Genomic DNA, 12,815 nt, shown 5'->3' with positions numbered 1-12,815 from the left:
ACACTTGGCTGTACCTTTCTATCTCCTGCAACCGCCAGGAAGGTATTGTTCGAATGCCGGCACTAATCAAAAAAAGTGGTACACTTACTTACTTGTTTTGCGCAAGAATCTCTTCTTAATTAAAATGCGTTTTATTTAGTTTTAATTAAAATTATTTCTTAGCGTCCTTCGGTCTCTTAGCACCGTACTTAGAACGAGCCTGGCGTCTCTTAGCAACACCTGCTGTATCAAGGGTTCCTCTTACGATATGGTATCTGGTACCTGGTAAGTCCTTAACACGGCCGCCACGGATCAGAACTACGCTATGCTCCTGAAGGTTATGTCCCTCACCTGGGATGTAGCTTGTTACTTCGATTCCATTGGAAAGACGTACTCTGGCGATCTTTCTAAGAGCTGAGTTCGGCTTCTTAGGAGTAGCTGTCTTAACTGCAGTACAAACACCTCTCTTCTGCGGAGCACTCTTGTCGGTAGACTTCTTCTTTAAGGAGTTATATCCCTTCTGAAGTGCCGGAGCAGTAGACTTCTTCTGCAGAGTCTGTCTTCCTTTTCTAACTAACTGATTAAATGTAGGCATCCGTTTCACCTCCTGCGGAAATTAAAAACATTATAATGTAATGAATCATGCAAGCCCGGTTGTTGGACAGCATTTTGCTTCCAAGGCCACATGCCTTTAAATTATATATCCTTTATATTTTTCTGTCAATAGGAAATTCAAGTTTTTACACATTTTTATCAACATTTTTGTTAATGTTCATGCGTCATGTTACGAAAGCTCTTCGGTGCAATATTGGCTTATCTAAAAAAGCTGCCCCGACAGCATTGCCACCGGAACAGCTTTTTTTATATTTTATTTTGCATCAGAATCATCTGATTTAGAAAATGCCTTTAAATATTCCTCATCGAAATCATCTGTGTCTATATCTGCATCTGTATCATCATCATCATCTGCAAATGCTTCCTCAGCTGCCTTTACAGCCTCGTCTGCATCATCAGACTCATCAAAATCCTCAGAAAGCTCGATAGTATCATCACCTGCAGTCTCAGTCTCATCATCAGAGAAATCAACAATATCAGACTGCTGATAATCTGTATTGAGTTCCAGATTGCGATAACGCTTCATACCAGTACCTACTGGAAGCAGCTTACCGATGATAACATTTTCCTTCATACCAAGCAGCGGGTCAACCTTGCCATTGATAGCTGCATCGGTCAGAGCCTTTGTAGTCTCCTGGAAGGATGCTGCTGACAGGAAGGAGTTTGTTGCAAGAGATGCCTTTGTGATACCAAGCATAATCTGCTTTCCTTCTGCTGGCTCCTTACCTTCCTCGACAAGCTTCTCGTTCATATCGTCAAAATCAAGAACATCCATAGATACTCCTGGAAGAACATCGGCATCTCCGCTTCTCTCGATACGGATCTTCTTTAACATCTGACGAACAATTACTTCGATATGCTTATCGTTGATCTCAACACCCTGCAGACGATATACACGCTGAACTTCCTGAAGCATGTAATCCTGTACGGCACGAACACCCTGAATACGCAGGATATCATGCGGGTTGATGCTACCTTCTGTCAGAGGATCACCGGCATTTATTACCTTGCCGTCGATCGGACGGATTCTTGCATCATATGGGATCATATAAGTCTTTGACTCTCCGCTCTCCGGATTTGTTACGATAATCTCTCTCTTCTTCTTGACATCCTTAACAGTAGCAATACCGCCAATCTCAGTTACGATTGCAACACCCTTTGGCTTACGTGCCTCGAAAAGCTCCTCGACACGAGGAAGACCCTGTGTGATATCGCCGCCGGCAACACCACCACTATGGAAGGTTCTCATGGTCAGCTGTGTACCAGGCTCACCGATAGACTGAGCTGCGATAATACCAACAGCCTCACCGATCTGTACAGCCTGTCCTGTTGCCAGGTTAGAACCATAACACTTTGCACAAATTCCCACATGGGAACGGCAGCTAAGAACAGTACGGATCTTTACTGTATGTCTGCCCATGCGCTCAAGTGCATTCATAATCTTTGCAGCACGCTTTGGTGTTACCATGCAGTTTTCGTGAATAATTTCTTCTCCTGTATCAGGATCAACAATTGTCTCTGCGATAAATCTGCCGGTCATACGCTCCTGAAGCTGCTCAACAACTTCCTGACCATTCATAAAGGAACCGATTTCCATATATGGAATGTTCTTTCCTTCACAACAATCCATCTCACGAACCATAAGCTGCTGAGATACATCAACAAGACGTCTTGTCAAGTAACCAGAGTCAGCGGTACGAAGTGCGGTATCGGACATACCCTTTCTTGCACCATGAGCGGAAATGAAGTACTCCAATACGTCAAGACCTTCACGGAAGTTTGATTTAATAGGAAGTTCGATTGCCTTACCAGTTGTGTTTGCCATAAGTCCACGCATACCAGCCAGCTGCTTGATCTGCTTATCAGAACCACGGGCACCAGAGTCAGCCATCATGAAGATGTTGTTGTACTTATCAAGACCATCAAGAAGTGCCTTTGTCAGCTCCTTATCAGTTGCTTCCCAAGTCTTGATAACCTGGTTGTAACGCTCCTCATCGGTGATCCAACCCATCTTGTAGTGCTTTGCAATCTGGTCAACAGTTGCCTGAGCCTTCTTAATCATCTCTGGCTTCTGCGGCGGAACTGTCATATCAGATATGGATACGGTCATAGCTGCTCTTGTTGAGTACTTGTAACCCATTGCCTTAATGGAGTCAAGAACTTCAGCAGTCTTTGTTGCTCCGTGTGTATTGATAACCTTCTCCAGAATCTGCTTTAACTGCTTCTTGCCGACATGGAAGTCAACCTCAAGCTTTAATGCGTTCTCTGGAATGCTTCTGTCTACATATCCTAAATCCTGTGGAAGGATTTCATTAAACATACTTCTTCCAAGTGTAGTATCAAGTGTATCCTGAAGAACAGTGCCATCTGCCATTGTCTTTCTTACACGAATCTTGATTCTGCTGTGGAATGTAATGCAGCCATTCTCATATGCAAGCAGTGCCTCATCCATACTCTTAAAGCACATGCCCTCGCCCTTTGCACCTGGTCTTTCCTGAGTCAGGTAATAAATACCAAGGACCATATCCTGAGAAGGAACTGCTACAGGACCTCCATCAGACGGCTTTAACAGGTTGTTCGGGGACAGCAGCATGAAACGGCACTCTGCCTGTGCCTCTAAGGACAGCGGCAGATGGACAGCCATCTGGTCTCCATCGAAGTCGGCGTTGAATGCGGTACAAACAAGCGGATGAAGCTTAATTGCCTTACCTTCAACAAGGATTGGCTCGAATGCCTGAATACCAAGTCTGTGAAGTGTAGGTGCACGGTTTAACATAACAGGATGCTCTTTAATTACGTTCTCAAGCACATCCCAAACCTTTGTCTCAAGACGCTCTACCATCTTCTTTGCACTCTTGATATTGTGAGCAGAACCGTTCTCAACAAGCTCCTTCATAACGAAAGGCTTGAACAGCTCGATTGCCATCTCCTTCGGAAGACCACACTGATAAATCTTTAACTCTGGTCCTACGACGATAACGGAACGACCAGAATAGTCAACACGCTTACCTAACAGGTTCTGACGGAAACGTCCCTGCTTACCCTTTAACATATCAGAAAGAGACTTTAAGTTACGATTTCCAGGTCCTGTTACGGCACGTCCACGACGACCGTTATCGATCAGGGCATCAACTGCCTCCTGAAGCATACGCTTCTCGTTGCGCACGATGATGTCCGGAGCGCCTAACTCAAGCAGTCTTTCCAGACGGTTATTTCTATTAATAATACGACGATACAGATCATTCAAATCAGATGTTGCAAATCTTCCTCCATCCAGCTGAACCATAGGACGAAGATCCGGCGGCATAACCGGGATAGCATCAAGAATCATCCACTCAGGACGATTTCCAGAATTACGGAATGCCTCAACAACCTCTAATCTCTTGATGATACGAGCACGCTTCTGGCCTGATGCATCCTTAAGCTCTGCGCGAAGTTCCTCAGAATCCTTCTCAAGGTCAATTGCCTTTAACAGCTCCTGAATTGCCTCGGCACCCATTCCTACACGGAACTTGCCATAGCCGTACTGCTCGATTGCATCGCGGTACTCTCTCTCTGAGAGTACCTGCTTATAATTCAGATCAGACTCACCCCTGTCAAGAACGACATAGGATGCAAAATATAAAATCTTATCAAGATTTCTTGGTGAAATATCAAGGATCAGGCCCATACGGCTCGGAATACCCTTGAAATACCAGATATGGGAAACCGGAGCTGCCAGCTCGATATGTCCCATACGCTCACGGCGGACACTGGACTTTGTAACCTCAACACCACAACGATCACAAATCATATCCTTGTAACGAATCTTCTTATACTTTCCGCAGTGACACTCCCAGTCCTTCTGCGGTCCGAAAATACGCTCACAGAATAAGCCATCCGGTTCCGGCTTCAGCGTTCTGTAGTTAATTGTTTCAGCCTTTGTGACAGCGCCTCTTGACCACTCTCTGATCTTCTCAGGGGAAGCAAGACCAATCTTAATGGACTCAAAAGCAATTGACTGTCCTCCATCGGTTTTATTTTCCGGCATAAATGGTTCTCCCTTCTGGCTCTTAGTTATCTGAGTCTCCTAAATCATCAAAATCATCTGTATCAAATCCATCAGACCCAAATGACCCGTCCATATCATCTTTATCAAAATCATCTGCATTGGAAGCATCCATATCAACGTCTGCAATCTCTCCATCCTTTACTTCCTGAATGGTAGAACCGTTTCTCTGGAACTCTTCCTCAGAATAATGGCGCTTTCCACCGTCTTCCATAATACTTCTGAAGTCAGTATTGCCATACTCTGTGCTTTCCTTAATTTCTACTTCATTATTATCTGCATCCAGTACGCGTACATCAAGTGCCAGTGCCTGTAATTCCTTAAGAAGTACCTTAAAGGACTCCGGTACACCTGGCTCTGGAATATTCTCGCCCTTGATAATTGCCTCATATGTCTTTACACGTCCTACAACATCATCAGACTTAACAGTCAGAATCTCCTGCAGTGTATAAGCGGCACCATACGCCTCGAGAGCCCAAACCTCCATCTCTCCGAAACGCTGTCCACCAAACTGTGCCTTACCACCAAGAGGCTGCTGGGTAACAAGTGAGTAAGGACCTGTTGAACGTGCATGGATCTTATCATCTACCAGATGATGCAGCTTTAAGTAGTGCATGTGTCCAATTGTTACCGGGCTATCGAAATACTCACCGGTACGGCCGTCACGCAGTCTTACCTTACCATCACGGCGAATCGGAACACCCTTCCACAGCTCTCTGTGCTCCAGATGAGTGCCAAGGTAATCCATAACATCTTCACGCAGGGAATCCTTATATTTCTCGTAGAATTCATCCCACTCCATGTTAACATAATCATTTGCCAGATCAAGAGTATCAAGGATATCACTCTCGCTTGCGCCATCAAATACTGGTGTAGAAATATTAAATCCAAGTGCTTTTGAAGCAAGGCTCAAATGAGTCTCCAGCACCTGTCCGATGTTCATACGAGAAGGTACGCCCAACGGGTTTAATACGATATCCAGAGGACGTCCATTTGGAAGGAACGGCATATCTTCTACAGGAAGAACTCTGGAGACAACACCTTTGTTTCCGTGACGACCTGCCATCTTATCGCCGACAGAGATCTTTCTCTTCTGTGCGATATAGATGCGTACTACCTGATTTACACCAGGAGCCAGCTCATCACTATTCTGACGGTTAAATACCTTTGTATCAACAACAATACCATATGCACCGTGTGGAAGCTTCAATGATGTATCACGAACTTCTCTTGCCTTCTCACCGAAGATTGCACGAAGCAGTCTTTCCTCAGAAGTCAGCTCTGTCTCACCCTTTGGTGTTACCTTACCTACCAGAATATCTCCGGCACGTACTTCCGCACCAATACGAATGATACCACGGTCATCAAGATCCTTGAGAGCCTCATCGCCGACACCAGGAACATCTCTTGTGATCTCTTCCGGTCCGAGCTTTGTATCACGAGACTCTGCTGCATATTCTTCAATATGAATGGAGGTATATACATCCTCCTGAACAAGACGCTCACTTAAAAGGACAGCATCCTCGTAGTTATAACCTTCCCAGGTCATAAATCCGATTAACGGGTTCTTTCCAAGTGCAATCTCACCATTCTTTGTGGACGGACCATCTGCAAGAACCTGTCCAGCCTCAACACGCTCATCCTTGAAAACGATTGGTCTCTGGTTGTAGCAGTTGCTCTGGTTGCTTCTTGAGAATTTTGTCAGACGATACTCATCTCTTGTACCATCATCACACTTAACGATAATTAACTTAGAGGAGGAACGCTCAACAACACCTGCGTGCTTTGCTACTACGCAAACACCTGAATCGTATGCTGCCTTATCTTCCATACCGGTACCAACTACCGGAGCCTCTGTTAACATTAACGGAACTGCCTGACGCTGCATGTTGGAACCCATAAGTGCACGGTTCGCATCATCGTTCTGCAGGAATGGAATCATGGAAGTTGCGACAGAGAATACCATTCGTGGAGAAACGTCCATCAAGTCGATATTTTTCTGCTCAAACTCAGAAGTCTCCTCACGGAAACGACCTGAAACCATCTTATTCATGAAATGGCCTTCTGAATCTAATGGCTCATTTGCCTGTGCTACTACGAAATCATCCTCTTCATCAGCTGTGAAGTAGCGAACCTCGTCAGTTACACGCGGATTTTGGGCATCACTCTTATCAACGATACGATACGGTGCCTCGATAAATCCATATTTATTTACTCTTGCATATGTTGCAAGTGAGTTAATCAAACCGATATTAGGACCTTCAGGAGTCTCAATTGGGCACATACGTCCATAATGAGTATAGTGAACATCTCGAACCTCGAATCCGGCACGGTCTCTTGACAGACCACCAGGTCCTAACGCAGACAGACGTCTCTTATGAGTTAACTCTGCAAGCGGGTTATTCTGATCCATGAACTGAGACAGCTGGGAACTTCCGAAGAACTCCTTAACAGCAGCAGTAACAGGCTTAATGTTAATTAAGCTCTGTGGTGTCAGATCAGACGGATCGTTTGTAGACATACGCTCTCTTACAACACGCTCCATACGGGACATACCAATACGATACTGGTTCTGAAGCAGCTCACCTACAGCACGGATACGACGATTTCCTAAGTGGTCGATATCATCATCCTGTCCTATGCCATACTCTAAGTTTAAGCAGTAGTTAATAGAACCTAAGATATCTTCCTTCATGATGTGCTTCGGAATCAGCTCTGCATTATTTGCACGAAGCTCTGCCATCAGCTCATCACCCTCAAGACCCTTCTCTAAGATCTGAGTCAGTACTGGATAATAAACAAGCTCATTGATTCCAGCAGCTTCAAGCTCTTCCTCTGTCAGGTTAAGATACTCAGAAGCATCTACCATGAGGTTAGACAGAACCTTTACACGGCGTCCTTCTACATCAACATATACGTACGGAACACCTGAGTTCTGAATCTTTGTTGCGATTGCGCGATTACAGGTCGTACCTGCCTCAGCGATAATCTCGCCTGTAGAAACATCTACTACATCATCTGCTAAAGTATGTCCATTCAGACGATTGCGGAAATGAAGCTTCTTATTGTATTTATAACGGCCTACACGTGCCAGATCATATCTTCTTACATCAAAGAACATACCCTGCAGCAAGCTGGAAGCACTGTCGGTAGAAAGCGGCTCGCCTGGACGAATCTTCTTATATAATTCAAGAAGACCGCTCTTGTAATCATTGCTGACATCCTTCTCAAGTGTTGCAAGAAGCTTTGGCTCCTCGCCAAAAATCTCTAAAATCTGCTCATTGCTGCCCCATCCTAATGCACGGATCAGAACAGTTACCGGTATCTTACGTGTACGATCGACTCTTACATAGAAAATATCATTTGAGTCTGTCTCATACTCAAGCCATGCTCCACGATTCGGGATGACCTGAGAAGAGTACAGCTCTTTTCCGGTCTTATCATGGTCGATAGTAAAATAAATACCAGGTGAACGTACCAGCTGGCTAACGATAACACGCTCTGCTCCATTGATTACAAAGGAGCCTGTATCCGTCATCAACGGAAGATCACCAATATAAATCTCATGTTCTTTAATGGTATCAGTTTCCTTATTATGAAGTCTGACCTCAACCTTAAGTGGTGCGGAATATGTTGCATCACGTTCCTTGCATTCCTCGATTGTGTGCTTAATTTCATCCGGGCACAGACGGAATTTGCCAAAACGCAACTCCAGATTGCCGCTGAAATCTACGATAGGGGAGATATCATCAAATACCTCTTTAAGTCCATCGCCAAGGAACCACTGGTAAGAATCCTTCTGGATCGCAATCAGATTCGGAATTTCAAGAACTTCGTTGGACTTGGAATAACTCATACGGAAGGTTCTGCCGGATTTGACTGGTCGAATTCTGTTTTTTTCCATGTTTGCTCACCCCTGATAAATATATTTTGTGCCTCTATCCGATCCATATCTGCGCGGCATGCTGCCTCAAAGTATATTGGCAGACACCATTGTCTTCTATACGGAAAGCATAGAAAGCGATTTTGTCCATGATAGTGCACATATCACTATAGCATAGCATAGGCAGACTGTCAACTATTTTTTTGCCGTTTTCTTGATTTTTTTAACTTTTTTCTTTACAAACTTCTGCTTATTTGATATAATTGTTTTTACTTGTGAGCGTCGGGGCGTAGCGCAGTTTGGTAGCGCGCATGAATGGGGTTCATGAGGCCGCAAGTTCAAGTCTTGTCGCCCCGATTTTATTTAATTTTATCTGACCTTATCTTTTATCAGACCGGAAAAACCGGTCTTTTTTTATTGCACTTTACATGTGCAGCTGTCTTTCTAAAGTCAATTGCCTGCTCTTTTGAAACAAATATCTATCAAATATCAGTCAGATAAACAAAAAAAGGTTCTGAAACCCTTGTTTTTCAAGGATTCCAGAACCTAATGTTAAGCACAAATTACTTTAAGGTAACCTTTGCTCCAACTTCCTCTAACTTCTTCTTCAGCTCTTCAGCGTCAGCCTTAGCTGCTGCTTCCTTAACTACCTTCGGAGCTGCCTCAACTAATTCCTTAGCTTCCTTCAGACCCAGACCGGTTACTTCACGAACAACCTTGATAACCTTGATCTTAGAAGCTGCTGGAACCTCAGTCAGCTCTACGTCGAACTCAGTCTTCTCTTCCTCAGCTGCTGCGCCAGCGCCTGCTGCTGCTACAACAACACCTGCTGCTGCAGATACGCCAAACTCTTCCTCACATGCCTTTACAAGGTCATTTAACTCTAAAACGCTCATACCCTTAATAGCTTCGATAATCTCTGCTGCTGTCATGATAATTTTCCTCCTAATATAAGAATTATTAACTATGCCTTACGGCTTTTACGAATGATGATCCATTTTGAATCATCTCATGCAGCTGTTTTACGCAGCTGCCAAATTCCAATCATAAACCAGATTATGCTTCCTGCTTCTCTGCGATCTGCTTGATAACACGAGCAAAATTGGTGATCGGAGACTGGATGCTTCCCAGGAACTTTGCAAGAAGTTCTTCTCTGGACGGGATTGTGGACAGAACCTCAACACCCTTAGCATCGTAGAAGGCTCCTTCTACAACACCACCCTTAACCTCAAGCTTATCGTTTGTCTTAGCAAACTTGCAGATAATGCTTGCCGGTGTGGTTGCCTCGCTCTTGCTGATTGCAATTGCGGATGGACCCTCTAACAGATCCTTTAAGCTCTCGAACTCAGTGCCCTCGATTGCACGCTTAACCAGTGTGTTCTTATATACCTTATAAGTAACACCAGCTTCTCTCAGACTCTTACGCAGTACGGTATCCTGCTCAACGGTAAGACCACGATGGTCAACCAGAACTACACCCTTTGCGCCGTCTAAGGATGCTTTGATTTCCTCAACAATCGGCTGCTTCAGCTCAACTTTAGCCATGATATGTGCCCTCCTTCTTGAAAATTTTAAGAAAAGGCCGAAAAATGCCTCTCTGCAAAGACAGAGAGGCAAAGATAATCTTTAATATAGATCTCTCCTCGGCAGGCGTTTTCTCCTTATGCCTTGCGGCACCTGCTGTCTTCGGCAAATATATGAAAGCCTTGCGGCCTCAAACATTGCAATAATATCATACTGACAATCACTTGTCAAGTACTTTTTACTGACCAAATTTAACGGTATTTAACTTAACGCCAGGTCCCATGGTAGAAGCCATGGTAACACTCTTTAAGAAGGTACCCTTCAGAGTGCTCGGTCTAGCCTTGATTACTGCGCCCATCAGCGCCTGGAAGTTGTCTGCTAACTGCTCCTCGGTGAAGGAAACCTTACCAACCGGAACATGAATAATGTTGCTCTTATCCAGTCTGTACTCAATCTTACCAGCTTTAATTTCCTTAATAGCCTTTGCAACGTCCATAGTTACGGTACCAGCCTTCGGGTTTGGCATTAAGCCCTTCGGTCCAAGTACACGACCCAGACGACCAACAACACCCATCATATCCGGGGTAGCTACTACAACGTCGAAATCAAGCCATCCTTCGTTCTGGATCTTCGGAATCAGCTCCTCAGCTCCAACGTAATCAGCTCCTGCCTCTTTTGCGATATCAGCCTTGTCATTCTTAGCGAATACAAGAACGCGAACATTCTTACCTGTTCCATGAGGAAGAACTACTGCACCACGGATCTGCTGATCTGCGTGACGTCCATCACAACCTGTTCTGATATGAGCTTCAACTGTCTCATCAAACTTTGCACTAGAAGCCTTCTTTACGATAGATACGGCTTCGTTTACATCATAAAGAGTAGCGCGGTCTACCAACTTGGCAGCCTCTACATACTTTTTTCCTCTTTTCATCGAAAAACCTCCTGGTGGTATTTGCGGGAATATCCCTCCCACTTAATGTTGATATTCTTACTCTTCTACCTTAACACCCATACTGCGAGCAGTACCTGCGATCATGCTCATAGCAGCCTCAAGGCTTGCTGCATTAAGGTCTGGCATCTTTGTCTCAGCGATCTTCTGAAGATCAGCCTTGGAAAGAGTTGCAACCTTAGTCTTATTTGGTGCTGCAGAAGCAGTCTGAATATTGCATGCCTTCTTAATAAGAATAGCAGCCGGCGGAGTCTTGCAAACGAAGGTAAAGCTTCTGTCTGCGTATACAGTGATGATAACCGGAATGATCATACCAGCCTGATCAGCAGTTCTTGCGTTAAACTCCTTTGTAAACTGTACAATGTTGACACCCTTCTGTCCAAGAGCAGGTCCAACCGGTGGAGCCGGTGTTGCCTTTGCAGCAGGAATCTGTAACTTAATATAACCTGTAACTTTCTTTGCCATTGTGGCACCTCCTAATAATGTGGTATTTGCGGGGGATACCCTCCCACAGCAGAACCATACGCCAAATAGGCGTTTTACTGAACTTTCTTAATGTCGGTAAAATTCAGTTCAACCGGTGTTTCATGTCCAAACATGTCAATAAAAATTGTAGCGGTCTGCTTTTCAGCATCTACAGAACGAATCACAGCCTCGGTACCTTGCCATGCACCAGTAATAACACTGATAAGGTCGCCTTCTGCGAAGTTCACCTTTTCCTGCGGAGTACCCATAAAGGTAGCAAGAGCAATCATCTCTTCCTCCGTCAGCGGCACCGGCTTTGATCCCGGGCCTACAAATCCTGTAACACCTCTGGTGTTGCGGATTACATACCAGGTATCGTCATTCATAATCATATGAACCAACACATATGCTGGGAAGATTTTCCTCATAGAGGACTTCTTCTGACCATCCTTGTTCTCCATCACTTCCTGAAGGGGAATCGCAACCTCGAGAATCTGATCTTGAAGATTCCGGTTCTCGACAGTTTTTTCGATATCAACCTTTACCTTATTCTCATAACCTGAAAAGGTATGGACAACATACCACTTTGCCTCTTCCATTCTGATTCCTCTCTTACCTGATAAACTCAACTACATACTGACATGCAATATCAAAGAACCTGATAAACACGCTGAGTACAACAGAAACAACCAGCACTGCAATTGTCTGATTCTTTAATGATTCTTTGCTTGGCCAGATGATCTTGCGAAACTCGGCCTTTACACCCTTCCAAAACGCAACTATGCGCTCTTTCACGGATGGCTTAGACTTCTTCTTTGTCTTGGCCAGCTTCTTTGATTTGGTTTCTGCCTTTTTTCCTGTTTCTTCCATAATCAACTACTCCTTACTGGAGACCAATTACTTGGTTTCCTTGTGTAATGTATGCTTCTTACAGAATCTGCAGTACTTCTTTGTCTCCATTCTGTCTGGATGTGTCTTCTTATCTTTTGTCATGTTGTAATTACGCTGCTTGCAGTCCGTACATGCCAATGTGATCTTTACTCGCACAATCTCCACCTCCGTCGTAATAAATTAGCAAACTTTTCGGTCTTTTGCGCATAAAAAAAAAGACCTGCGCCTTCCAAACGCTAGAGTAGTATAGCATAAGTGAATGGCCCCGTCAAGAACTTTTTTCAAAAAACTGCAAAAAATTAAAAAAAGCCGAAATTCCCCCTTAAAAGGAATTTCGACCTTTATATTTCACTGTACCTTCAAAACTGCACACAAACTTTCCATCTCAAACCTATTACCATTTCCTACCCTGACCTTTTGGTCAAGCCCTCGACCGATTAGTAGCAGTCAGCTCCATG

The 12,815-nt window shown here is 44.3% G+C and carries 10 protein-coding genes, 1 tRNA gene and 1 other annotated feature; of the genes, 1 reads left to right on the top strand and 10 read right to left on the bottom strand.

Annotated elements, in window-relative coordinates:
* Positions 1-151 precede the first annotated feature (151 nt).
* The 3 genes from rpsL to rpoB all read right to left on the bottom strand — a co-directional run bounded on the left by rpsL (position 152) and on the right by rpoB (position 8,546).
* Positions 152-574 carry a 30S ribosomal protein S12 gene (gene rpsL, locus LKD48_RS09615; RefSeq protein ID WP_066562081.1) on the bottom strand — a complete coding sequence of 141 codons (423 nt, stop codon included), beginning with the start codon at positions 572-574 and terminating at the stop codon, positions 152-154.
* Between the two features lie 273 nt (positions 575-847).
* On the bottom strand, positions 848-4,624 hold the full coding sequence (rpoC, locus tag LKD48_RS09610; protein WP_308731897.1) for a DNA-directed RNA polymerase subunit beta': 3,777 nt from the start codon (positions 4,622-4,624) through the stop codon (positions 848-850).
* A gap of 22 nt (positions 4,625-4,646) precedes the next feature.
* A complete protein-coding gene (rpoB, locus tag LKD48_RS09605) occupies positions 4,647-8,546 on the bottom strand; it encodes a DNA-directed RNA polymerase subunit beta (RefSeq protein ID WP_308731896.1) in 3,900 nt (1,299 codons plus the stop codon).
* 262 nt (positions 8,547-8,808) lie between these two features.
* Between rpoB and LKD48_RS09600 the strand changes: the two genes are divergently transcribed.
* A tRNA-Pro gene (locus LKD48_RS09600) sits at positions 8,809-8,882 on the top strand.
* 206 nt (positions 8,883-9,088) lie between these two features.
* Here the strand turns inward: LKD48_RS09600 and rplL are convergent.
* From rplL to rpmG, 7 genes are all read right to left on the bottom strand, one after another.
* Positions 9,089-9,457, bottom strand: a complete 369-nt coding sequence (gene rplL / locus LKD48_RS09595) for a 50S ribosomal protein L7/L12 (protein WP_066562072.1) — start codon at positions 9,455-9,457, stop codon at positions 9,089-9,091.
* Positions 9,458-9,581: 124 nt separating this feature from the next.
* Positions 9,582-10,070: a 50S ribosomal protein L10 gene (gene rplJ / locus LKD48_RS09590; RefSeq protein WP_066562070.1), complete on the bottom strand. Its 489-nt coding sequence runs from the start codon at positions 10,068-10,070 to the stop codon at positions 9,582-9,584.
* A 30-nt stretch (positions 10,071-10,100) separates the two neighbouring features.
* Positions 10,101-10,233 (bottom strand) — a sequence feature (ribosomal protein L10 leader region).
* A gap of 54 nt (positions 10,234-10,287) precedes the next feature.
* A complete protein-coding gene (rplA, locus tag LKD48_RS09585) occupies positions 10,288-10,983 on the bottom strand; it encodes a 50S ribosomal protein L1 (RefSeq protein ID WP_066562068.1) in 696 nt (231 codons plus the stop codon).
* Positions 10,984-11,040: 57 nt separating this feature from the next.
* Positions 11,041-11,466 carry a 50S ribosomal protein L11 gene (rplK, locus tag LKD48_RS09580; protein ID WP_066562064.1) on the bottom strand — a complete coding sequence of 142 codons (426 nt, stop codon included), beginning with the start codon at positions 11,464-11,466 and terminating at the stop codon, positions 11,041-11,043.
* Between the two features lie 74 nt (positions 11,467-11,540).
* Positions 11,541-12,065 carry a transcription termination/antitermination protein NusG gene (gene nusG, locus LKD48_RS09575; RefSeq protein WP_066562059.1) on the bottom strand — a complete coding sequence of 175 codons (525 nt, stop codon included), beginning with the start codon at positions 12,063-12,065 and terminating at the stop codon, positions 11,541-11,543.
* A gap of 13 nt (positions 12,066-12,078) precedes the next feature.
* Complete coding sequence (gene secE, locus LKD48_RS09570; protein ID WP_308731895.1) at positions 12,079-12,336, bottom strand: preprotein translocase subunit SecE; 258 nt, start codon at positions 12,334-12,336, stop codon at positions 12,079-12,081.
* A 27-nt stretch (positions 12,337-12,363) separates the two neighbouring features.
* Positions 12,364-12,513: a 50S ribosomal protein L33 gene (rpmG, locus tag LKD48_RS09565; RefSeq protein WP_066562058.1), complete on the bottom strand. Its 150-nt coding sequence runs from the start codon at positions 12,511-12,513 to the stop codon at positions 12,364-12,366.
* Positions 12,514-12,815: the final 302 nt, after the last annotated feature.

Origin of the sequence: Anthropogastromicrobium aceti, from assembly GCF_020687335.1 — a bacterium.
GTDB lineage: Bacteria > Bacillota > Clostridia > Lachnospirales > Lachnospiraceae > Anthropogastromicrobium > Anthropogastromicrobium aceti.
Note: the sequence above shows the minus strand (reverse complement) of the source record. Positions and strands in the feature narration are given on the sequence as shown.

What these genes read in the sequence shown, in the direction of transcription:
- secE (WP_308731895.1), bottom strand. Translation starts at nt 12,336, where the DNA reads ATGGAAGAAACAGGAAAAAAGGCAGAAACCAAATCAAAGAAGCTGGCC.
- rpoB (WP_308731896.1), bottom strand. Translation starts at nt 8,546, where the DNA reads ATGGAAAAAAACAGAATTCGACCAGTCAAATCCGGCAGAACCTTCCGT.
- rplL (WP_066562072.1), bottom strand. Translation starts at nt 9,457, where the DNA reads ATGACAGCAGCAGAGATTATCGAAGCTATTAAGGGTATGAGCGTTTTA.
- rplA (WP_066562068.1), bottom strand. Translation starts at nt 10,983, where the DNA reads ATGAAAAGAGGAAAAAAGTATGTAGAGGCTGCCAAGTTGGTAGACCGC.
- rpoC (WP_308731897.1), bottom strand. Translation starts at nt 4,624, where the DNA reads ATGCCGGAAAATAAAACCGATGGAGGACAGTCAATTGCTTTTGAGTCC.
- nusG (WP_066562059.1), bottom strand. Translation starts at nt 12,065, where the DNA reads ATGGAAGAGGCAAAGTGGTATGTTGTCCATACCTTTTCAGGTTATGAG.
- rpsL (WP_066562081.1), bottom strand. Translation starts at nt 574, where the DNA reads ATGCCTACATTTAATCAGTTAGTTAGAAAAGGAAGACAGACTCTGCAG.
- rplK (WP_066562064.1), bottom strand. Translation starts at nt 11,466, where the DNA reads ATGGCAAAGAAAGTTACAGGTTATATTAAGTTACAGATTCCTGCTGCA.
- rplJ (WP_066562070.1), bottom strand. Translation starts at nt 10,070, where the DNA reads ATGGCTAAAGTTGAGCTGAAGCAGCCGATTGTTGAGGAAATCAAAGCA.